The sequence below is a fragment of the Nocardioides pantholopis genome (genome assembly GCF_003710085.1).
GTDB lineage: Bacteria > Actinomycetota > Actinomycetes > Propionibacteriales > Nocardioidaceae > Nocardioides > Nocardioides pantholopis.
Genome location: NZ_CP033324.1, coordinates 2,458,829 through 2,478,799 on the forward strand (window position 1 = coordinate 2,458,829; position 19,971 = coordinate 2,478,799).

17 protein-coding genes are annotated in these 19,971 nt (G+C 73.3%); 6 read left to right on the forward strand and 11 right to left on the reverse strand.

All coding sequences use genetic code 11. The features are described 5' to 3' along the window. Positions 1 to 292: 292 nt before the first annotated feature. A complete protein-coding gene (locus tag EBO35_RS20300) occupies positions 293 to 3,472 on the forward strand; it encodes a M4 family metallopeptidase (RefSeq protein WP_122817880.1) in 3,180 nt (1,059 codons plus the stop codon). 75 nt (positions 3,473 to 3,547) lie between these two features. Here the strand turns inward: EBO35_RS20300 and EBO35_RS11780 are convergent, their stop codons facing one another. The 10 genes from EBO35_RS11780 to gcvT all read right to left on the reverse strand — a co-directional run bounded on the left by EBO35_RS11780 (position 3,548) and on the right by gcvT (position 13,299). Continuing rightward, complete coding sequence (locus EBO35_RS11780) at positions 3,548 to 5,233, reverse strand: ribonuclease J (RefSeq protein ID WP_122817881.1); 1,686 nt, start codon at positions 5,231 to 5,233, stop codon at positions 3,548 to 3,550. Positions 5,234 to 5,286: 53 nt separating this feature from the next. Then, on the reverse strand, positions 5,287 to 6,135 hold the full coding sequence (gene dapA, locus EBO35_RS11785; protein ID WP_241153665.1) for a 4-hydroxy-tetrahydrodipicolinate synthase: 849 nt from the start codon (positions 6,133 to 6,135) through the stop codon (positions 5,287 to 5,289). A gap of 83 nt (positions 6,136 to 6,218) precedes the next feature. Next, positions 6,219 to 6,965: a hypothetical protein gene (locus EBO35_RS11790; protein WP_122817882.1), complete on the reverse strand. Its 747-nt coding sequence runs from the start codon at positions 6,963 to 6,965 to the stop codon at positions 6,219 to 6,221. Positions 6,966 to 7,140: 175 nt separating this feature from the next. Next, on the reverse strand, positions 7,141 to 8,073 hold the full coding sequence (locus tag EBO35_RS11795; RefSeq protein ID WP_122817883.1) for an LLM class F420-dependent oxidoreductase: 933 nt from the start codon (positions 8,071 to 8,073) through the stop codon (positions 7,141 to 7,143). A gap of 50 nt (positions 8,074 to 8,123) precedes the next feature. Beyond that, positions 8,124 to 8,612, reverse strand: a complete 489-nt coding sequence (locus EBO35_RS11800; protein ID WP_122817884.1) for a dihydrofolate reductase — start codon at positions 8,610 to 8,612, stop codon at positions 8,124 to 8,126. After that, positions 8,609 to 9,418 carry a thymidylate synthase gene (locus EBO35_RS11805; protein ID WP_122817885.1) on the reverse strand — a complete coding sequence of 270 codons (810 nt, stop codon included), beginning with the start codon at positions 9,416 to 9,418 and terminating at the stop codon, positions 8,609 to 8,611. Before EBO35_RS11805 ends, EBO35_RS11800 begins: the two co-directional genes overlap by 4 nt. Before the next feature lie 41 nt (positions 9,419 to 9,459). Then, complete coding sequence (locus EBO35_RS11810) at positions 9,460 to 10,320, reverse strand: PhzF family phenazine biosynthesis protein (protein ID WP_122817886.1); 861 nt, start codon at positions 10,318 to 10,320, stop codon at positions 9,460 to 9,462. Between the two features lie 52 nt (positions 10,321 to 10,372). Next, positions 10,373 to 11,866, reverse strand: a complete 1,494-nt coding sequence (locus tag EBO35_RS11815; protein WP_122817887.1) for a hypothetical protein — start codon at positions 11,864 to 11,866, stop codon at positions 10,373 to 10,375. 62 nt (positions 11,867 to 11,928) lie between these two features. Next, positions 11,929 to 12,183: a hypothetical protein gene (locus EBO35_RS11820; protein WP_122817888.1), complete on the reverse strand. Its 255-nt coding sequence runs from the start codon at positions 12,181 to 12,183 to the stop codon at positions 11,929 to 11,931. Positions 12,184 to 12,186: 3 nt separating this feature from the next. Next, positions 12,187 to 13,299 carry a glycine cleavage system aminomethyltransferase GcvT gene (gene gcvT / locus EBO35_RS11825; protein WP_122817889.1) on the reverse strand — a complete coding sequence of 371 codons (1,113 nt, stop codon included), beginning with the start codon at positions 13,297 to 13,299 and terminating at the stop codon, positions 12,187 to 12,189. A 45-nt stretch (positions 13,300 to 13,344) separates the two neighbouring features. Here gcvT and EBO35_RS11830 point away from each other — a divergent pair, with 45 nt between their 5' ends. Next, the gene (locus EBO35_RS11830) at positions 13,345 to 14,847 is read left to right on the forward strand and encodes a leucyl aminopeptidase (protein WP_122817890.1); all 1,503 of its coding nucleotides are present in this window, start codon (positions 13,345 to 13,347) and stop codon (positions 14,845 to 14,847) included. Beyond that, entirely contained in the window at positions 14,847 to 15,227 is a 381-nt protein-coding gene (locus EBO35_RS11835; RefSeq protein ID WP_122817891.1) for a VOC family protein, read from the forward strand. The genes EBO35_RS11830 and EBO35_RS11835 overlap by 1 nt, the downstream gene beginning before the upstream one ends. Before the next feature lie 5 nt (positions 15,228 to 15,232). Here the strand turns inward: EBO35_RS11835 and EBO35_RS11840 are convergent, their stop codons facing one another. After that, positions 15,233 to 15,610, reverse strand: a complete 378-nt coding sequence (locus EBO35_RS11840) for a hypothetical protein (RefSeq protein WP_122817892.1) — start codon at positions 15,608 to 15,610, stop codon at positions 15,233 to 15,235. A 155-nt stretch (positions 15,611 to 15,765) separates the two neighbouring features. On the opposite strand from EBO35_RS11840, the gene lpdA reads away from it, so the two are divergent. The 3 genes from lpdA (at position 15,766) to EBO35_RS11855 (ending at position 19,960) form a co-directional block, all read left to right on the forward strand. Continuing rightward, positions 15,766 to 17,145: a dihydrolipoyl dehydrogenase gene (gene lpdA, locus EBO35_RS11845; RefSeq protein ID WP_241153666.1), complete on the forward strand. Its 1,380-nt coding sequence runs from the start codon at positions 15,766 to 15,768 to the stop codon at positions 17,143 to 17,145. A 38-nt stretch (positions 17,146 to 17,183) separates the two neighbouring features. Further along, positions 17,184 to 18,956 (forward strand): 2-oxoglutarate dehydrogenase, E2 component, dihydrolipoamide succinyltransferase, encoded by a 1,773-nt coding sequence (sucB, locus tag EBO35_RS11850; protein ID WP_122817894.1) that lies wholly within the window; start codon positions 17,184 to 17,186, stop codon positions 18,954 to 18,956. 110 nt (positions 18,957 to 19,066) lie between these two features. After that, positions 19,067 to 19,960 (forward strand): TIGR01777 family oxidoreductase, encoded by an 894-nt coding sequence (locus EBO35_RS11855; protein WP_122817895.1) that lies wholly within the window; start codon positions 19,067 to 19,069, stop codon positions 19,958 to 19,960. The last annotated feature ends 11 nt before the right edge of the window (positions 19,961 to 19,971 follow it).

Sequence of the window (19,971 nt, forward strand, 5' to 3'; positions counted from 1 at the left end):
GGTGAGCTGACCACCGTTCCACGCGCCCGAACGGTGGCTGACTCACCGCTCCCCCACGAGAACGGTGGCTCACTCACCGCTCCCGCAGGCGAACGGTGGCCGACTCACCGCCCCGCCCGAAAGGGTGGGGTGACTCACCAGTTCCCTGCCGTAAGGCATGCGGACTTCGGCCGAGAAAGCAAAACATTTTCCAGCCGGGCTCTGGACCATTCCTGAGAACGGTCCCTAAGGTCCCAAAGGATGGCCAGCCGGGTGGCGGCCACCTCATCCACTCTCGGAGGGGAACCAATTCGTGAAGATCTCCCAGCAGGGTCTCTGTCTTGCTCTCGTAGCAGCCGGCCTCGCGGCCGTACCGGGGCTCTCCGCCTCGGCCGCGGGGCCCGCCTCCCAGGCTGCGGCCGGTGACTCCCTCGTCTCGCGGCTGAAGGCCGAGGCGCAGGGCACCGCCCGCATCACCACCGAGCCCGCCACCGGCAAGGTCGGCTTCGCCCAGGCCACCGACCTGCTGCCGTCGGTCGGCGCCAGCACCGCCGACACGGCCGCGGCGAAGTCCACCGCCTACCTCGAGGAGTACGCCGCGGCGTTCGGCGCCAGCGCCACCCAGCTCGAGCAGAGCGGCGTGACGGCCGACGACCTCGGCTGGACCGTCGACTACACCCAGCGCTACCGGGGGCTCGAGGTCTTCGGGGCCCGCCTGCGCGCCCACGTCGACAAGCAGGGCGACCTGACATCGGTGAACGGCTACGCCGCCCCGAACCTGGAGCTCGACGTCACCCCCACCTTCTCCGAGAGCGACGCCGCGGCCCGCGCGGTCCGGACGGTCCGGGCCGACCCGCCGTTCGACGGCGCCGCCGTCGGCAACCTCGAGGCGGCCGAGAACGACCTGATCGTCTACCGCCTCGGCTCCACCAAGGGCGAGGCCGGCAAGGCGATCCTCGCCTACGCCATTGAGGTCTCCAACGGCCACGACGTGCGCGACATGGTCATCCTCGACGCCGACACCGGGAAGCCGGTCAACCGCTATTCGCTGGTCCACGACTACCTCGACCGCGAGCTCTACGAGGCCTCGGTCAACAACGGCGGCACCCCCGACGACCCGGCCGACGACAGCGTCGCCCTGGACCGGGTCTGGCGCGAGGGCAACCCCCGCACCGGGCTCAGCCAGTCCCAGCTCGACCTGGTCGACGGCACCGGCGACTCCTACTGGTTCTTCCGCAACTCCTTCGGCCGCGACTCCTACGACGGCGAGGGGGCGACGATGCGCACTGTCAACAACGACCCGCGGATCAGCTGCCCCAACGCCAACTGGAACGGCGTGACCACGAACTACTGCAACGGGGTGACCTCCGACGACACCGTCGCGCACGAGTGGGGCCACGCCTACACCGAGTACACCTCCGGGCTGGTCTACCAGTGGCAGTCCGGCGCCATGAACGAGTCGTTCTCCGACATCTGGGGCGAGACCGTCGACCAGATCAACGCGCGCTACAACGAGACCCCGAACAGTCCGCGCACGGTCGGGCAGTGCTCGGCGTTCACCCGCGGCGACGTCGAGATGACTATCAACGCGCCGGCCTCCATCGCCGGCCCGTGCGAGGCGGTCGCCGCGTCGTTCGGCCCGGTCTTCGACGACGCTGGCGTGACCTCTGACGTCGTCGTCGCCCAGGACGGCACCGCCGACGGCGGCACCACCACCGACGCCTGCTCACCGTTCACCAACGCGGCAGCGGTGGCCGGCCGGTTCGCGTACGCCGACCGGGGCACCTGCACCTTCGCCACCAAGGCCCGCAACGCCGAGGCGGCGGGGGCCACGGGCATCGTGGTCGGCCAGAACGACCCGGCCGCGGACCCGGTGTCGATGACCGGTGACGCCGACATCTACGGCGTGATGGTCGGCTACGAGGACGGCCAGAGGATCAAGGCGGCCGCCGCGACCGGCACCGTCAACGTGACCGTCTCGGCTGCGGGCGAGGAGCCGACCGACAACTCCTACCGCTGGCTCTCCGGCGAGGGCGACCCCGCCTTCGGCGGCGCGATCCGCGACATGTGGAACCCGACCTGCTACGGCGACCCGGGCAAGGTGACCGACGCCCAGTACTTCTGCAGCGCCGACGACAGCGGCGGCGTGCACAGCAACTCGGGGGTTCCCAACCACGCCTACGCCCTGCTCGTGGACGGCGGCACCTACAACGGGGTCCAGGTCCCCGGGATCGGGCTGACCAAGGCCGCGCACATCTTCTGGCGCACCCAGGCCAACTACCTCACCCCGACCTCGGACTTCACCGACCTCGCCGACGGCCTCGCCCAGTCGTGCACAGACCTGACCGGGAAGCGCGTCAACAACCTCTCGGTCGCCGAGCGCGACCAGACGGCGTACGCCGAGCCGGTCACGGCCGCGGACTGCGCGGCCGTCACGGCGGTCAGCCAGGCCGTCGAGCTGCGCACCGACCCGGTGCAGTGCAACTTCAAGCCGATCCTCGACCCCAACGCCCCGTCGGTGTGCGGGGACGGCCTGTCCACCGAGGTGGCCTGGTCGGAGGACTTCGAGGACGGGCTGACCGGCTGGACCCCCTCCAGCCAGGTGGTCTTCGAGGGCGGCATCAACGACCCGTGGAAGGCGTCCACCGACGCGCCCGCCGGCCACGCCGACGGGGTGGCCTACGGTCCCGCGCCGGACGAGGGCCAGTGCGTCAACGGGCCCGGTGACTTCTCCAGCCGGGACTCGATCACCAGCCCGACGGTGACCTACCCGACCGGCCAGGCGCCGAAGCTGCTGTTCGACCACTACGTCGCCACCGAGGTCGGCTACGACGGCGGCAACGTCAAGGTCAGCGTGAACGGCGGCGCCTTCGCCGTCGTGCCGGCCGCGGCGTACGTCTTCAACGGCCCGAACGCCACGATTATCACGGCGGCCGCGGGCAACACCAACCCGCTGGCCGGCGAGCGGGGCTGGACCGGCACCGACGGTGGCGAGCCGACCGGCAGCTGGGGCCAGACCCAGGTCGACCTGAGCCAGCTCGGGAAGGCCGGCGACCAGCTGCAGTTCCGCTTCGACATCGGTCGGGACGGCTGCGGCGGGCTCGACGGCTGGTACGTCGACGACATCAAGGTCGTCTACTGCTCCGACGGCACCGAGGTGCCGCCCGGGGAGCCCGGCCAGCCCGGGCAGGTCTCGTCCAGCACGTCCGCCGACGCCAAGCCCGGCACTGTCAAGGCGGGCAAGCGGTTCACGGCGGTCGTCAAGGTCCGGGCCACCGGCGCGCAGCCGTCCGGCACCGTGCGGATCCTCGACCGGGGCCGGAGCGTGGGCCGGGCGACGCTGGGCTCGAGCGGCAAGGTCACGATCCGGCTCACCGCCAAGAAGAGCTGGGGCACCGGCAAGCGCACGCTCGTCGCCCAGTACCTGGGGTCGAGGGCGGTGAAGGCCAGCCAGGACACCTTCCGGGTCCGGGTGGTCCGCGCCCGGCGCTGAGACCGGGCTGATCGGTTCCGCAGAACCCAGAAGGCCCCGCCGGAGGAATCCGGCGGGGCCTTCTCGGTGTGCTGCTCAGGACTGGATGACGACCGGGATGATCATCGGCTTGCGGCGGTGGGTGTTGCTCACCCAGCGCCCGATCACCCGGCGCACGGTCTGCTGCAGCTGGTAGGAGTCGGTGTTGCCCTCCGCGATGGCGCGGTCCAGCGCGTCGCAGATCGGCTGGCGGACCTGGTCGAAGGAGGCGTTGTCCAGCGCGTTGCCGCGGGCGTGGATCTCCGGGCCGGCCGCGACCTTCCCGGTGACCGAGTCGATGACGACGATGACCGAGATGAAGCCCTCCTCGCCGAGGATCAGGCGGTCCTTGAGGTCGGACTCGGTGACGTCGCCGACCGAGGAGCCGTCGACGAAGACATAGCCGCAGTCGACCTTGCCGGCGATGCTGGCGACCCCGTCGACGAGGTCGACCACGACGCCGTCCTCGGCGATCACGACGTTCTCGACGCCGGTGTCCCGCGCGAGCTGGCCGTTGGCCAGCAGGTGCCGGATCTCACCGTGCACCGGCATCACGTTGCCGGGCTGGACGATGTTGTAGCAGTAGAGCAGCTCACCGGCGCTGGCGTGCCCGGAGACGTGCACCATCGCGTTGCCCTTGTGCACGACCCGGGCGCCCCAGCGCGCGAGGCCGTTGATGACGCGGTAGACGGCGTTCTCGTTGCCGGGGATCAGGCTCGAGGCGAGCAGGACGGTGTCGCCCTCCTCGATGTGCACGAAGTTGTGGTTGCGCTGCGCGATCCGGCTCAGCGCGCTCATCGGCTCGCCCTGGGACCCAGTGGAGACCAGGACTTGGCGCTCCGGCGGGAGGCTGGAGAGGTCCTTGGCGTCGATCAGCACGCCGGGCGGGACGGTGAGGTAGCCGAGCTCCTTGGCGATCGCCATGTTGCGCACCATCGACCGGCCGACGTAGGCGACCTTCCGGTTGTGCGCCACGGCCGCGTCCAGGACCTGCTGGACCCGGTGCACGTGGGAGGCGAAGCAGGCGACGATGACCCGCTGCTGGGACTCCCGGAAGACCTGGTCGATGACCGGGGTGATCTTCCGCTCGCCGGGCGTGAAGCCGGGCGTCTCGGCGTTCGTGGAGTCGGTGAGGAAGAGATCGACGCCCTCCTCCCCCAGCCGCGCGAACGCGCGCAGGTCGGTGATCCGGCCGTCCAGCGGCAGCTGGTCCATCTTGAAGTCGCCGGTGTGCAGCACCATGCCGGCGCCGGTGCGGATGGCCACGGCCAGCGCGTCGGGGATCGAGTGGTTGACAGCGACGAACTCGAGCTCGAAGGGCCCGAACGTGAGCCGGTCGCCCTCGCTCACCTTGTGGTGCACGGTCTGCTTGAGGCGGTGCTCGCGCAGCTTGCTGTCCAGCAGCGCCAGGGTCAGCTCGGAGCCGACCAGCGGGATGTCCTGGCGCTCGCGGAGCAGGTACGGCGTGGCGCCGATGTGGTCCTCGTGCCCGTGGGTCAGGACGAGCGCCTCGACGGCGTCGAGGCGGTCCCGGATCGAGCTCCAGTCGGGCAGGATCAGGTCGACGCCGGGGTGGTGGTCCTCGGGGAAGAGCACGCCGCAGTCGACGATCAGCAGCCGGCCGTCGTACTCGAAGACTGTCATGTTGCGACCGACGTCGCCCAGCCCGCCGAGCGGCGTGACCCGCAGCCCTCCCTTCGGCAGATCGGCCGGTGCGGAGAGCTCGGGGTGGGAGTGACTCAAGAGTGGTCCTTACTGCAGTAGCCCGGAAGCGGCGAGGACCGTGCGCAGCGCGGTCACCTCGTCCTCGTCCAGCTCCACCAGGGGGAGCGGACGGTCCGGTTGTCGAGGACGCCGAGGAGCTGGAGTGCTGCCTTGGCGGTGGTGGCTCCGTAGTTCGGGACGCCCATGACGGCCTCGATCGCGGGGAGCATCCTGGTGAAGATCTTCAGGGCGCCGGCGGGGTCGCCGGCGGTGTGGGCGTCGTGCATCGCGCGCAGGTCGTCGCCCACCACGTGACCGCACACGGAGACGAAGCCGGCGGCGCCGTGCGCCAGCCAGCCGAGGTTGGCGACGTCGTCGCCGGAGTAGAGCGCGAACCCGAGCTGCATGATCCGCACGCCGCGGGCGAAGTCACCGACGGCGTCCTTGACCGCGACGACGGCATCCCAGTCCGCCATCTCCTGGTAGGTCTCCATGGCGACCTGGGTGGCGGTGCGGCCCGGGATGTCGTAGAGCATCACCGGCAGCTCGGCGGCGTCGACGACCTCGCGGAAGTGCCGCAGGATGCCGCGCTGGCCGGGCTTGCTGTAGTACGGCGTCACGAGCAGCACGCCGTCGGCGCCGTACTTCTTGGCCTGGCGGGCCAGGCCCACGGAGGTCCGGGTGTCGTTGGTGCCGACCCCGGCCACCAGCGGGATGCCGGGCCCGACGGCGTCGCGGACGGCGGCCAGGATCTCCCCGTCCTCGTCCGGCGTGGTGGTCGGCGACTCGCCGGTCGTGCCCGAGACGACGAGGCCGTCGTGCCCGTGGTCGACCAGGTGCCGCGCGATCCGGGCGGTGCCGTCGAGATCCAGCGAGCTGTCGGGATGGAAAGCCGTGGCCATCGCGGTCAGGACGGTACCGAACGGTGCAGCCGAGGTCATGAGTGCAGGTTATCGCCCCCGCACCCACACCGCCGATCTCGGGCGTGTCGTCCCAGCCCCCGGCCGCCGCCGGGCGCCCGAGCTCAGCGCGTGCTCGGTGCCGGTGCGGCCCTCATCGGCGGCGCGGCGCCGAAGGCCCGGCGGGTGATCCGCACCGTCCTGGACCTCGTCGGGACGACGTACGGCGAGACGGCCCGGACGTACATCGCGCCCTGCCGCACCCGACGTACCCGGATCGTCCACACGCCGTCGGGGCCGAAGCGCCGCGTCGAGCCGACGACCCGGAACCCCCGGGTGCCGGCGGCACGGAAGTGGACGCGGTAGGCGAGCCGCTCGATCATCATGTCTCCCCGGGCCCGGACGACCCGCTTCCGGCCCGGGGCCACGAAACGGCTGACACCCGCGACCCGGGGTCGGATGGTCCTGCCCACGACGCGGACCTGCGTCTCGACGGTGGTCTCGGCGCCGAGGCCGTCCACGACCGTGAAGCTCACCGGGTGGGCCCCGGGGACGTTGAAGGCCCCGGTGGTGCTGACCGCCACCTGCTGGACGCCGGTCGTGAGCGCGGGGGCGCCCGGCGCGGGCGCCAGCTCGAGAACCCTCCCCACGTCGCGATTCATCACGGAGGCGCGGCCGGACCAGGTGAAGGGGCCGGTGCCCTCGATCGCCACCGTGAGGACGACCGGCTCCGCCTCGCCCGACACGGCCCGGGCACGCACCCACGGGCTGTCGACGCTGACCGTGGGCGGCTGCTCCGCGTGCGCGACCGGCCCCGGCTGGATCGTGCCGATCAGCACGCCGACCAGGACCGCGAGGACCAGACGCCTCATCAACACCGTCTCCACCCCTGCGAACAGCCGGGCGGGCAGGCACCCCCGCCGCCGGACGCGAGAGCCCGGACGGCCAGCGCCCGACGAACCTAGGACCCGGCGGCCGCGGATGTGGCGGTTTGCCCGAAAGCGGGGCGCCACCTCATCCGGACCACCGGCGCGGGCCGCCTCAGACTCAGACCTGCGGCATGACCTCCGCGGCGACCAGGCGCAGGTGGTCGAGGTCGGCGAGGTCCAGGACCTGGAGGTAGACCCGCTCGGCGCCGAGCTCGGCGTACCGGCCGATCTTGTCGACGACCTCGGCCGGGGTGCCGGCCAGGCCGTTCTCGCGCAGCTCGGCCTTCTCCCGGCCGATGGCCGCCGCCCGCCGGTCGATGTCGGCCTCGTTCTCGCCCACGCACAGCACCAGCGCGTTGGACCAGGTCATGGTGCCGGGGTCGCGCCCGGCCTCCTCGCAGGCGGCGCGGACCCGGCCGAACTGGGTAGCGGTGGTCTCCTCGTCGACGAACGGCAGGTTGAACTCGTCGGCGTACGCCGCGGCGAGCGCGGGGGTGCGCCGCTTGCCGAGGCCGCCGATGAGCACGGGCGGACCGCCGCGGCGGCCGTCGGTCTGGGTGGGCTTGGGGAGCCCGGGCGAGTCGACGACCCGGTAGTGCTCGCCCTCGTGGGTGAAGCCGCCCGGGGTGGACCACAGTCCGGTGACGATCGCGAGCTGCTCCTCGAACCGGTCGAAGCGCTCCCGGGTCGGCGGGAACGGGATCGCGTACGCCGTGTGCTCGGCCTCGAACCAGCCGGCGCCGAGACCGAGCTCGACCCGGCCGCCGCTCATCTGGTCGACCTGAGCGACCTGGATGGCCAGCGGGCCGGGGTGCCGGAAGGTCGCGCTGGTCATCAGCGTGCCGAGCCGGATCGTGCTGGTCTCGCGGGCCAGGCCGGCCAGCGTGGTCCAGGCGTCGGTGGGCCCGGGCAGGCCGTCGCCGCCCATGGCGAGGTAGTGGTCGGAGCGGAAGAAGGCCCCGAAGCCCAGCTCCTCGGCCTCCAGCGCCACGGCCAGCAGGTCGTCGTAGGTTGCCCCCTGCTGGGGCTCGGTGAAGATGCGCAGCTCCATGCCCCCACCCTGCCAGCCGGTCGGCTGCGGCGCGGGGTCGGCCCCGGGCGTCAGGTCGCGCGGCGCTCGAGCCAGACCCGCTGGTAGCCCTCGTGCGGCTCGCGGCGGGTCTCGGTCCACTCGGCGGGGTCGTAGGCCGGGTAGAACGCGTCACCCTCGGGCTCGAGGTCGACCTCGCTGATCACCTGCTCGTCGGCGAGCGGCAGCGCCGCGGCGTACACCTCGCCGCCGCCGGCGACCATCACGTCGCCCGGCAGGGTCTCGGCCAGGGCCAGCGCCTCGTCGAGGTCGTGGGCGACGAGCACCCCCTCGGCCGTCCAGTCCGGCGAGCGGGTCAGCACGACTGTCGTGCGGCCGGGCAGCGGCCGGCCGATGCTCTCGTGGGTGGTGCGGCCCAGCAGCAGGGTGTTGCCCACTGTCAGCTCCTTGAAGAGCCGCTGCTCCCCCGGCAGCCGCCACGGGATGTCCGGGCCGTTGCCGATCACGCCGTTGCGGGCGACGGCGGCCACCAGCACGATCCGCTTGCCTGCGGGGGTCATACGGCGATCGGCGCCTTGATGCCGGGGTGCGGGTCGTAGCCCTCGACCCGGATGTGCTCGAGCTCGAAGGCGTCTAGCTCGGTGACGGAGGGGTCCAGGTGCAGCGTCGGCAGCGGGCGCGGGTCCCGGGTCAGCTGCAGCCGGGCCTGGTCGAGGTGGTTGAGGTAGAGGTGGGCGTCGCCGAAGGTGTGCACGAAGTCTCCCACCGCCAGTCCGGTGACCTGGGCGACCATGTGGGTGAGCAGCGCGTAGGAGGCGATGTTGAACGGGACGCCGAGGAACACGTCGGCGCTGCGCTGGTAGAGCTGGCAGCTGAGCCGGCCCGGCCCGTCGGGCTGCGGCGCGACGTAGAACTGGAACATCGTGTGGCACGGCGCGAGGGCCATGTCCGGGATGTCGGCGACGTTCCAGGCGCTGACGACGTGGCGTCGCGAGTCGGGGTTGGTGCGGATCTGCTCGACCACCTGGGCGATCTGGTCGACGTGGCGGCCGTCGGGGGTCGGCCAGGAGCGCCACTGGGCGCCGTAGACCGGCCCGAGGTCGCCGTGCTCGTCGGCCCACTCGTCCCAGATCGTGATGCCCCGCTCCTGGAGCCAGCGCACGTTGGTGTCGCCGCGCAGGAACCACAGCAGCTCGCCGAAGACCGAGCGGGTGTGCACCTTCTTCGTCGTGACCAGCGGGAACCCGGCCGCCAGGTCGAAGCGCAGCTGGTGGCCGAAGACCGAGCGGGTGCCGGTGCCGGTGCGGTCGGACTTCTCCACGCCGTCGTCGAGCACGCGTCGGACGAGGTCGAGGTAGGCCTGCACGGCACGCAGCCTAGCCCCCGGCACCCCCGTGCCCGCGGCGGTCAGAGCGCGACGGTGCCGAGGATCGTGGTGAGGGTGGCGCCGCCCACCCAGATCGAGCCGTCACCGTCGGTCTGCACGTGCACCCGGCCCCGTCGTCCCAGCGCGGTCCCCTGCGAGGCGACGTACGACGCGGGCAGCACCGAGCCGGCCAGCCACTGGCCGACCCCGGCGTTCAGGCTGCCGGTGACCGGGTCCTCGGGCATGCCGTAGCCCGGGCAGAACGCCCGCACCTCGACCGCCACCGCGCCGTCCGCTCCCCCGTCCCCGCCCCCGTCCGCGGCTCCGGCCCCGTCATAGCGGCCGACGACGCCGATCTTGAGGTCGCCGAACGCCGCGAAGTCCGGCTCCAGGGCCAGCACCGCATCGGCGTCGCGCAGCAGTACCCCGACCCAGCCGGGCCCGTTGTCGATCCACGCCGCGTCCAGCAGGTCCGACGGGTCGAGGCGGAGCACCCCGGCGATCCGCTCCCGGTCCGCGGCGTCGACCGGCCCCGACCGCCGCAGCGGCGGCGCCTGGAAGGACAGCACGTCGCCGCGCCGGAGCCGGACCAGCCCCGCACCGCACTCCTGGACGACGTCGGCGCCGGCCGGGACGCCGCCCGCCTCCAGCCAGGCGTGCGCGCTGCCGAGCGTGGGGTGCCCGGCGAAGGGCAGCTCCCCGCCGGGCGTCCAGATCCGCAGCCGGTAGTCGGCGCCCGGCTCGGTGGGCGCCAGCAGGAACGTGGTCTCGGAGAGGTTCGTCCAGCGGGCGAAGGCGGCCATCGCCTCGTCGGGGATGCCGTCGGCGTCATGGACCACCGCGACCGGGTTGCCGAGCAGCGGCTCGGTGGAGAAGACGTCGACCTGGCGGAAGCTGCGCATGGGACGACGCTAGGTCACCGCGCGGACCGGGCGCCAGGACGGCCAGGCTGGGTCAGTGGGCCACCAGCGGCGACGGCCCGGAGCCGGCGACGGTGGCGTCGGTCCGGCACCGGCCGGTCAGCAGCTCGCAGGTCCGCAGGGTCACGGTGCCGGCCTCGGAGAGCCGCGCGTACCCCGCCTCCGGGCCCTCCCCACGGTCCACGGCCCGGGCCACCAGGTGCACCACGGTGCCGCCCGGCCCGAGCTCGGAGTCGAGCGAGATCTCGTCGGGTCCGATGCCGCTGTCGCGCTCCCGGCCGGCGCGGAGGTCGTGGACGGCGACCGCGCGCTCCAAGCCGGTGCGGGTGAGCAGGAACTCCCCGCCGAGCGAGAGCCGCGCCGTGTCGGCCGGGACGACCCGGCTCGACCCGTCCGGGCGGGTCACCTCCACGGTGTGGCCGTCGCGGCGGACCACCCAGGTGCCGGACCGGGTGTCCACGACGTCGTCGACCGGCTCCTCCGCGCCGGTGCGCCGGTGCAGCGCCGTGGTGCCTTCCGGTCCGCGCGCCACCAGCGTCGTCCCGTCCAGGGCCACCGGGACCCGGACCATCCCCGAGACCGTCGCTGTCGTGCGGCCGGTCCGGGCGTCGACGACCACCAGCTGGCGGCGCCGGGTGTCGGCCCAGGCGACCCGGTCGTCGACCGCCGAGGCCACCAGGTCGAGGTTGGGATAGGTCTGGCCGAGCTCCCGCCGGCGACCCGTCCCGTCGACGGACCACACCCGCCCGGCGAGGTCGCTGGCGACGACACCGTCGCCGGCCCGGACCAGGTCGCGCAGCGGGGGCATCTCGACCTCCACCTCGTCCAGGTGGAGCACGCCGTCGGCGTACCACGGGAGCGCCGCGGGGTTCTCCGCCGCCCGCACCTGCCCCTCGTCCGCGGGATCCGAGGACGAGGAGGGAACGGGCGTGCCGCTCGGGACCACCGCCCAGACCACCAGGCCCGCCGCCAGCACCGCGACGGCGCTGCCGGCGGCGGCCACCCGGCGGCGCCGCGTCACCGCCCCCGCGCGCGCGGACAGCCCGGCGAGCGGCGCCGGGGGCACCTCGACCGTCGCCGCCGCCTCCTGCACCAGGCCCGAGGACACCGACGTCCCGGGCCGGTCCGGGTCGCCGACGACCTCGGCCACCTGGTGCTCGGCCAGCCCGCCCACCGCGGCGAGCACGACCGCCGCGCGCGCCGCGGGATCCAGGGTGTCCAGCACCGCCTCGGCCTCGGCGCGCCGGGGGTCGTCATCCTCGGGGTCCTCGGGGTCCTCGGGACCGGGCAGGCCGACCCACCAGGCGGTACGCCGACGCCGCGCCCAGGCGGCGAGCAGCTCGGTGTGCACGGCGACCTCGACGTCGTCATCGCGGCAGATCCGCGCCCAGGGCCCGCGGCAGCGGGCGAGCGCGTCGGCGGCGATGTCCGGTGCGAGCGGATCGGGGCAGCCGAGCAGCGCCACCGTCCGGACCAGCTCCGGCCACCGGGCGGCCACGTAGGCGTCGAAGTCCTCGTCGGTCCGCATCCGTCCATTCTGCGCCCGCTGTCCACGGCGTACGCCGCGACGGCGCGGGCGCGAGGGGCGGCCTACGGGTGCAGCGACATCGGGCCGTAGATCTCGCGGTCGACGTCGAAGAGCGTCACCGCGTCGACGCCCTGCGCCGCCAGCTCCGACCAGGTCTCCCCCACCCACGACTCCGCGTCCGCCTGGGAGGCGAAGCGCTGTCCGGCGAGCTCACCGGAGATCGTCACCTCGGTGCCGGCACCGTCCTCGAGGCGCCACCACCACGGGTGCTCCGGGGGCGCCGGTCGGAAGGTCAGGGGCTGGTCGGGGACGCTCACGGGTCACACCTCTCGCACGGACGGGTCGACGAACGGGGGCTTGGTGACCGTGAAGATCTCACGCCGGCCGCGCACGTCGACACCGACCTCCGCGCCGTCCTCCACGAACGGCGGGAGCAGTGCCAGCCCGATGCCCTTGCGCAGGGTCGGCGAGAAGGTGCCCGAGGTGACCTCGCCGAGCGGCACGTCGGGGGTCAGCGACACGGTCATGTGCGGGCGCGGGATGCCGCGCCCGGTGGCGACCAGGCCGCGCAGGGAGCGCCGGGGGCCGGCCTCCTTCTCGGCCAGCATCGCCTCGCGGCCCCAGAACGACGGCTTCGACCAGCCGACCGCCCAGCCCAGGCGGGCCTGGACCGGCGTGACGTCGGGGGTGATGTCCTGCCCGTGCAGCGGATAGCCCATCTCGGTGCGCAGCGTGTCCCGGGCGCCGAGGCCGCAGGGGACAATGCCGTAGCGCTGACCGGCGTCGAGGATCGCGTCCCACAGCGGGACCGAGACGGCGTTCGGGGCGATCAGCTCGTAGCCGCGCTCGCCGGTGTAGCCGGTGCGGCACACCACGACCTGCTCGCCGCGGAAGGTGGCGGTCGCGAACGACATGTACTCGTGACCGACGGGGATCCCGAGGTCGGTGAGCACCTCGTCGGCCAGCGGCCCCTGGACCGCGAGCACGACGTGATCCTCGTGCTCGTCGGTGACCACGACTCCCGTCGGCGCCTGCTCCGTCAGCCGGCGCACGACCTCCGCCGCGTTCGCGGCGTTGGGGACCAGCAGCACCCGCAGGTCGTCGAACCAGTAGGCGATCAGGTCGTCGATGATCCCGCCGGTCGCGTCCTCGCAGCACAGCGTGTACTGCGCCTTGCCGGGCCGGATCCGGGCGAGGTCGTTGGTCAGCGTGGCGTTGACGTACGCCGCGGCGCCCGGACCGGTCACGGACGCCTTGCCGAGGTGGCTGACGTCGAAGATGCCGACCCCCTCGCGCACCGCGGCGTGCTCCTTGACGATGCCGGTGGAGTACTCCAGCGGCATCGTCCAGCCACCGAACTCGGCGAACTTGGCGCCGAGCGCGACGTGCCGCTCGTGCAGGGGTGAGGTCAACAGGGAGGACCGCTCGGGCATGACGGTCAACCTACCGGTCCCCGGGCCGCGGGCTAGCCTGCTCGGGTGACCTCGTACAGCCTGCGCAACGCCAGCCCCGCCAAGACCCGCAGCGACGCCGTCGTGGTCGGGGTCGTGCAGACCACCGACGGCGCCGAGCTCGCGCCCGGCGCGGAGGAGGTCGCCAAGGCCTACGGCCGCAAGCTGCGCCCGCTGCTGGCGACCCTCGGCGTGACCGGCAAGCCGGGCGAGGCTACCCGGATCCCGACCTCCGGGGCGATCGCCTCGCCGCTGCTGGTCCTGGTCGGCATCGGCCCCGAGGTCAGCCCCGCGACCGTGCGCCGGGCCGCCGGCGCCGCGGCCCGGTCGGTGCCGAACGCCGCCTCGGTGGCGCTCGCGCTGCCCGCCGACACCCCGGCGCTCGTGCGGGCGACGACCGAGGGCTGGGCGCTCGGCGGCTACACGTTCACGACGTACAAGAAGGGCTCCGGCGACAGCGCCCCCGGCGAGGTGGCGGTGCTCAGCCCGGCCGCGCGGCGTTCGGGCATGGCGGAGGCCTTCGAGCAGGCACAGATCGTCGCCGCGGCGGTGCGCACCACCCGGGACTGGGTGAACACGCCGGCCGCCGACCTGACCCCGCCGCTCTTCGCGGACGCGGTCGTCGCCGCGGCCAAGGACCTGGGGAAGGGCCGTGGCGCCCCCAAGGTCAAGGTCACCGTGCACGACGAGGTGGCGCTCGCCGAGCTCGGCTGCGGCGGCATCCTCGGCGTCGGCGGCGGGTCGGCCGCCCCGCCGCGCCTGGTCGAGCTCAGCTACGCCCCGCGGGGCGCCAAGGTCCACGTCGCGCTGGTCGGCAAGGGCATCACCTACGACTCGGGCGGGCTGACCATCAAGCCCGCCGCCAGCATGAAGGACATGAAGGAGGACATGGCCGGCGCGGCGGCGGTGGTGCAGGCGACGTTCGCGATCGCCGCGCTCGGGCTGCCGGTGAAGGTCAGCACCTTCGCCCCGATGGCCGAGAACATGGTCTCCGGGTCCGCGATGCGGCCCGGCGACGTGCTCACGACGTACTCCGGCACCACGGTCGAGGTCCTCAACACCGACGCCGAGGGCCGCCTGGTGCTGGCCGACGCGCTGACCCGGGCGACCGAGGTCAAGCCCGACGTCATCGTCGACGTGGCGACGCTGACCGGTCACATGGTCGTCGCGCTGGGCGACCGGATCGCGGGGGTGATGGGCAGCACCGAGGTCGTCGAGCAGGTCCTCGCCGCCTCCCGCACCGCCGGCGAGGAGCACTGGCCGATGCCGATCCCCGAGATCATGGACGAGCGCATCCACAGCAGCCGGATCGCGGACCTGGCCCAGCACGACTGGATCCGCTGGGGCGGCGGGCTGTTCGCGGGCGCGTTCCTGCGCGAGTTCACGGCCGGCCTGCCCTGGGCGCACGTGGACATCGCCGGACCGGGCTACAACACCGGCGGACCGCACGGCCACGTCACCGCGGGCGGCACCGGCTTCTCGGTGGCCACCCTGGTCGACTGGGCGCGGGCCGTCTCCGCCGAGGCCTGATGAGGACCCCCACCTTCGCCTTCACGCGCCTCCACCACGTCCAGCTCGCCATCCCGCCGGGCGGCGAGGAGGCGTGCCGGTCGTTCTGGGGCGGGGTGCTGGGGATGGACGAGCTCGAGAAGCCGCCGGCGCTGGCCGCGCGCGGAGGGTGCTGGTTCCGGGGCGGCGGCGTCGAGGTCCACCTGGGCGTGGAGCAGGACTTCACCCCGGCCCGCAAGGCGCACCCGGGGATCCTGGTGAGCGACCTGCGCGGGCTGGCGGACACGTTCGCCGCGGCCGGGGTGGAGGTGACGTGGGACGGGGAGTTCCCCGGTCACGACCGCTTCTACGCGGCGGACCCGTTCGGGAACCGGCTGGAGTTCCTGGAGCCGCGGAGCTGACGGGCTCAGCCGTCCTGGCGGCGCTCCTGCTCCTTGTGGCGCCGGTTCCAGTCCCGCATCCGCTGCGGGATGCCGACCACGGCGGCGTCGTAGGACGGCACCTGGTAGTTGTTGCAGAACTGGTGGGCCCACTCCACCGACGGGACCCGGCGCCGGGTCCACTCCCCGTCGTGCGCGACGAGCAGCAGCGTCACGTCGCTGACCGCTGTACGTGGCTCGACGAACCCCTCCACCCCGCGCCGCGCCGTCACCCACGCGTGCAGGTGCTGCTCGTCGACCCGGTCCGCGGCCCGGACCCGGGTGGAGCCGGTGCGCGCGCCGCCGCGGGCCGGCTTGCTGGTGCGCCCGGAGGAGCCGCGTCGGAACCGGTCGATCAAACCCATGGCGTCAGTGTGCCGCGTCGCCGGTGATTCGGCCCGCCGTTCCGCCGATCCGGGCACCGTGTCGCCGCAGCACCCGGTGTCGGCCGGATCACGCCGAAGGTGCAAGGATGGGCGCGGTTCCCCAGGCTCACGGCACGGCTCACGGAAGGACGACGGTGGCCGACACCTCCTTCGACGTACTCATCCTCGGCGCAGGCTCGGGCGGGTATGCCTGCGCTCTGCGCGCGGCCCAGCTCGGGCTCACCGTGGGGATCGTCGAGAAGGACAAGGTCGGCGGCACCTGCCTGCATGTCGGGTGCGTGCCGACCAAGGCGCTGCTGCATGCCGCTGAGGTCGCCGACTCGGCCCGTGACTCCGAGCAGTTCGGGGTAAAGGCCAGCCTGGAGGGGATCGACATGGCTGGCGTGAACGCCTACAAGGACGGCGTGGTGACCAGGCTCTTCAAGGGCCTCACCGGGCTGGTCCGCTCGCGCGGGATCACCCTCATCGAGGGCGAGGGCCGGCTGACCGGTCCCGCCGAGATCAGCGTCGACGGCACGGCGTACACCGGTCGGCACGTGGTGCTCGCCTCCGGCTCCTACTCCCGCACCCTCCCCGGCCTCGAGGTCGACGGCGAGCGGGTGCTCACCTCCGAGCACGCGCTGCGCCTGGACCGCGTCCCGGCCTCGGTGGTGGTGCTCGGAGGCGGCGTGATCGGCTGCGAGTTCGCCAGCGTGTGGCGCAGCTTCGGCGCCGAGGTCACGATCGTCGAGGCGCTCCCCCGGCTGGTGGCCGGCGAGGACGAGGCGTCGTCGAAGGCCCTCGAGCGCGCCTTCCGCAAGCGGGGCATCGCCCTGCGCACCGGCACCCGCTTCGAAAGCGTCAAGGACACCGGTTCCGGCGTCGCCGTCACGGTCGAGGGCGGCGAGGTGATCGAGGCCGAGCTGATGCTGGTCGCGGTGGGCCGCGGCCCCCGCACCGAGGGACTCGGCTACGAGGAGCAGGGCATCGCGACCGAGCGCGGGTTCGTCACCGCCGACGAGCGCTGCCGCACCAGCGTCGAGGGCGTGTACGCCGTCGGCGACATCGTCGCGGGCCTGCAGGTGGCGCACCGCGGCTTCGCGCAGGGGATCTTCGTCGCCGAGGACATCGCGGGCCTCGACCCGCGTCCGGTCGACGAGTCCGCGATCCCCCGCGTCACCTACTCCCACCCCGAGATCGCCTCGGTGGGCCTCGACGAGGCCACCGCAGCGCGGACCTGGGGTGCCGAGGGCATCGAGTCCCTCACCTACGACCTGGGCGGCAACGGCAAGAGCCAGATCCTCAAGACCCAGGGGTTCGTGAAGCTGGTCCGCCGCAAGGACGGCCCGGTCGTCGGAGTCCACCTGGTGGGAGACCGGGTCGGCGAGCTCATCGGCGAGGCCCAGCTCATCTACGCATGGGAGGGGTACCCCGAGGACGTGGCGCCGCTCATCCATGCCCACCCCACCCAGAACGAAGCACTGGGCGAGGCTCACCTGGCTCTCGCCGGCAAGCCCCTGCACGCCCACGCTTGACCAACATCATCGATCAGATCGCGAGCGAAGGAACTCCATTGGCCACCGAAGTCAACCTCCCGGCACTCGGGGAGTCCGTCACCGAAGGCACCGTCACCCGCTGGCTCAAGCAGGTCGGCGACACGATCGCCGTCGACGAGCCGCTGCTGGAGGTCTCCACCGACAAGGTCGACACGGAGATCCCCTCGCCGGTCGCCGGCACCCTGCTGGAGATCAAGGCGAACGAGGACGACACCGTCGAGGTAGGCGCGGTGCTCGCGGTGATCGGCGACGAGGGCGAGTCCTCCGGGGACTCCTCCGGCGAGGCCTCGGCTGAGCCCGAGCCGGAGCCCGAGGCCCCCGCCGAGGAGAAGGCCGAGGAGCCCGAGGCGGCCGCCGAGCCGGCCCCGGCCGCCGAGGAGGTCGAGAAGCCCGCCGCCGAGACCAAGCCGACAAGCGGCTCCGGCACCGCCGTCACGCTCCCCGCGCTGGGCGAGTCCGTCACCGAGGGCACGGTCACCCGCTGGCTGAAGTCGGTCGGCGACGAGGTCGCCGTCGACGAGCCGCTGCTGGAGGTCTCCACCGACAAGGTCGACACCGAGATCCCCTCGCCGGTCGCCGGCACCCTGCTGGAGATCAAGGCCGAGGAGGACGAGACCGTCGAGGTCGGCGCCGAGCTGGCCATCATCGGCGACGCCGACGCCGCGCCGGCCGAGAAGCCGGCCGAGCCGGAGCCCGAGCCCGAGCCCGAGCCGGAGCCCGAGCCGGAGCCGGAGCCGGAGCCCGAGTCGAAGCCCGAGTCGAAGCCCGAGTCGAAGCCCGAGCCTGCTGCCCCGGCCGCCAAGGCGGAGCCGAAGCCCGAGCCGAAGTCGGAGCCCGCGCCGCAGGCCGCGTCCGAGCCCGCCGGTGAGGGCCACGGCTACGTCACGCCGCTGGTGCGCAAGCTGGCCCAGCAGAACGGCGTCGACCTGTCCTCGGTGACCGGCACCGGCGTCGGTGGCCGGATCCGCAAGCAGGACGTCCTCGAGGCCGCCCAGGCGCAGAAGGCCCCGGCCGCTGCACCCGCCGCCGCGCCGTCCGGCCAGTCGGCCCCCGCCGCCCCGTCGGTCAGCCCGTCGCCGCTGCGGGGCACGACCGAGAAGGTCACCCGGCTGCGCAAGATCATCGCCGAGCGGATGACGACCTCGCTGCACACGTCGGCCCAGCTGACCCAGGTCGTCGAGGTCGACGTCACGAACGTCGCCCGGCTGCGCGACCAGGTCAAGGGCGACTTCCTTGCCCGGGAGGGCGTGAAGCTCTCGTACCTGCCGTTCTTCGCCAAGGCGGCGGTCGACGCGCTCAAGCAGCACCCGAAGCTCAACGCGACGCTCGACACCGAGGCCGGCGAGATCACCTACTACGACCGCGAGAACGTCGCGTTCGCGGTGGACACCGAGAAGGGCCTGCTGACCCCGGTCGTCAAGGACGCCGGCGACCTGTCGATCGCCGGGCTGGCCAAGAAGATCGCGGACGTCGCCGAGCGGACCCGCACCAACAAGATCGGCCCCGACGAGCTCGGCGGCGGCACCTTCACGATCACCAACCTCGGCAGCGTCGGTGCGCTCTGGGACACCCCGATCATCAACCAGCCCCAGGTCGCGATCCTCGGCCCGGGCACTGTCGTCAAGCGCCCGGTCGTCATCGACGACCCGAACCTCGGCGAGACGATCGCGGTGCGCCACATGGTCTACCTCGCGCTGACCTACGACCACCGGATCGTGGACGGCGCGGACGCCGGCCGCTTCCTGCAGGACGTCAAGAAGCGCCTGGAGGCCGGCGTCTTCGACGTCTGAGCCAGCGCCACCAGGTCGGCGCCACCCCGGGACTCGTCCGGGGGTGGCGCCGATCTGCGTTCGGGGCGCTCCCGCCCCCCAGGCAGCCGGGTCGGTGACAGGCTGAGCCCATGCACGTCGTCATCGCCGGCGCGTCCGGCTTCCTGGGCACCTCGCTGACCGAGGAGCTGGTGCGCCGCGGGCACCGGGTCACCGCCCTGGTCCGCCGCGCGGCCGCCGGCCCGGCCGAGTCCTCCTGGGACCCGGCGGCGGGGCGCTACGACCGGGACGTCGTGGAGTCCGCGGACGCCGTGGTGAACCTGGCCGGGTCGCCGACCCTCGGCAACCCGCACTCCGCGGCGTGGGCCCGCACCCTGCGGGAGAGCCGGGTGCGCAGCACCGACGTCCTGGCCGGGGCCGTGGCGCAGTCCGCTCGCCGACCGGCGCTCCTGGCCGGCAACGGCATCTCCTGGTACGGCGACCACGGCGCGGCCGAGCTCACCGAGCACTCCGACAGCCGGGGCCACGCCCTGCTGACCCGGGTCACCCGGGAGTGGCAGGCCGCCACCCTGCCGGCGGTCGAGGCCGGCGCCCGGGTCTGCGTGCTGCGCACCGCGCCGGTGCAGGACCAGCGCAGCGCCCCGCTCCGCCAGCTCCGGACCCTGTTCCGCGCCGGACTCGGCGGCCGGCTCGGCAGCGGTCGCCAGCACATGGCGATGATCTCGCTGCGCGACTGGGTGGGCGCGGTGGCGCACCTCGTCGAGGACGACTCCGTCTCCGGCCCGGTCAACCTGTGCTGCTCGCGGACCCCCACGAACGCCGAGTTCACCGAGGCCCTGGCCCGTCGGCTGGGCCGGCGGGCGCCGTTCGCGGTCCCGGCGCCGCTGCTCCGGCTCGCCGCCGGCCCGATGGCGCCGGAGCTCCTCGGCAGCCTCAACGTCCGGCCGGCCGCCCTCGAGGCGAGCGGGTACGTCGTGCGCGATCCCGACGTCACCGCGGTGCTGGCCAGCGCGCTGTCCAGCTGACGCGGTTGACC

What these genes read in the sequence shown, in the direction of transcription:
- dapA (WP_241153665.1), bottom strand. Translation starts at nt 6,135, where the DNA reads ATGACCTCGGCTGCACCGTTCGGTACCGTCCTGACCGCGATGGCCACG.
- EBO35_RS11790 (WP_122817882.1), bottom strand. Translation starts at nt 6,965, where the DNA reads ATGAGGCGTCTGGTCCTCGCGGTCCTGGTCGGCGTGCTGATCGGCACG.
- EBO35_RS11795 (WP_122817883.1), bottom strand. Translation starts at nt 8,073, where the DNA reads ATGGAGCTGCGCATCTTCACCGAGCCCCAGCAGGGGGCAACCTACGAC.
- EBO35_RS11800 (WP_122817884.1), bottom strand. Translation starts at nt 8,612, where the DNA reads ATGACCCCCGCAGGCAAGCGGATCGTGCTGGTGGCCGCCGTCGCCCGC.
- EBO35_RS11810 (WP_122817886.1), bottom strand. Translation starts at nt 10,320, where the DNA reads ATGCGCAGCTTCCGCCAGGTCGACGTCTTCTCCACCGAGCCGCTGCTC.
- EBO35_RS11815 (WP_122817887.1), bottom strand. Translation starts at nt 11,866, where the DNA reads ATGCGGACCGACGAGGACTTCGACGCCTACGTGGCCGCCCGGTGGCCG.
- gcvT (WP_122817889.1), bottom strand. Translation starts at nt 13,299, where the DNA reads ATGCCCGAGCGGTCCTCCCTGTTGACCTCACCCCTGCACGAGCGGCAC.
- EBO35_RS11835 (WP_122817891.1), top strand. Translation starts at nt 14,847, where the DNA reads ATGAGGACCCCCACCTTCGCCTTCACGCGCCTCCACCACGTCCAGCTC.
- EBO35_RS11840 (WP_122817892.1), bottom strand. Translation starts at nt 15,610, where the DNA reads ATGGGTTTGATCGACCGGTTCCGACGCGGCTCCTCCGGGCGCACCAGC.
- EBO35_RS11855 (WP_122817895.1), top strand. Translation starts at nt 19,067, where the DNA reads ATGCACGTCGTCATCGCCGGCGCGTCCGGCTTCCTGGGCACCTCGCTG.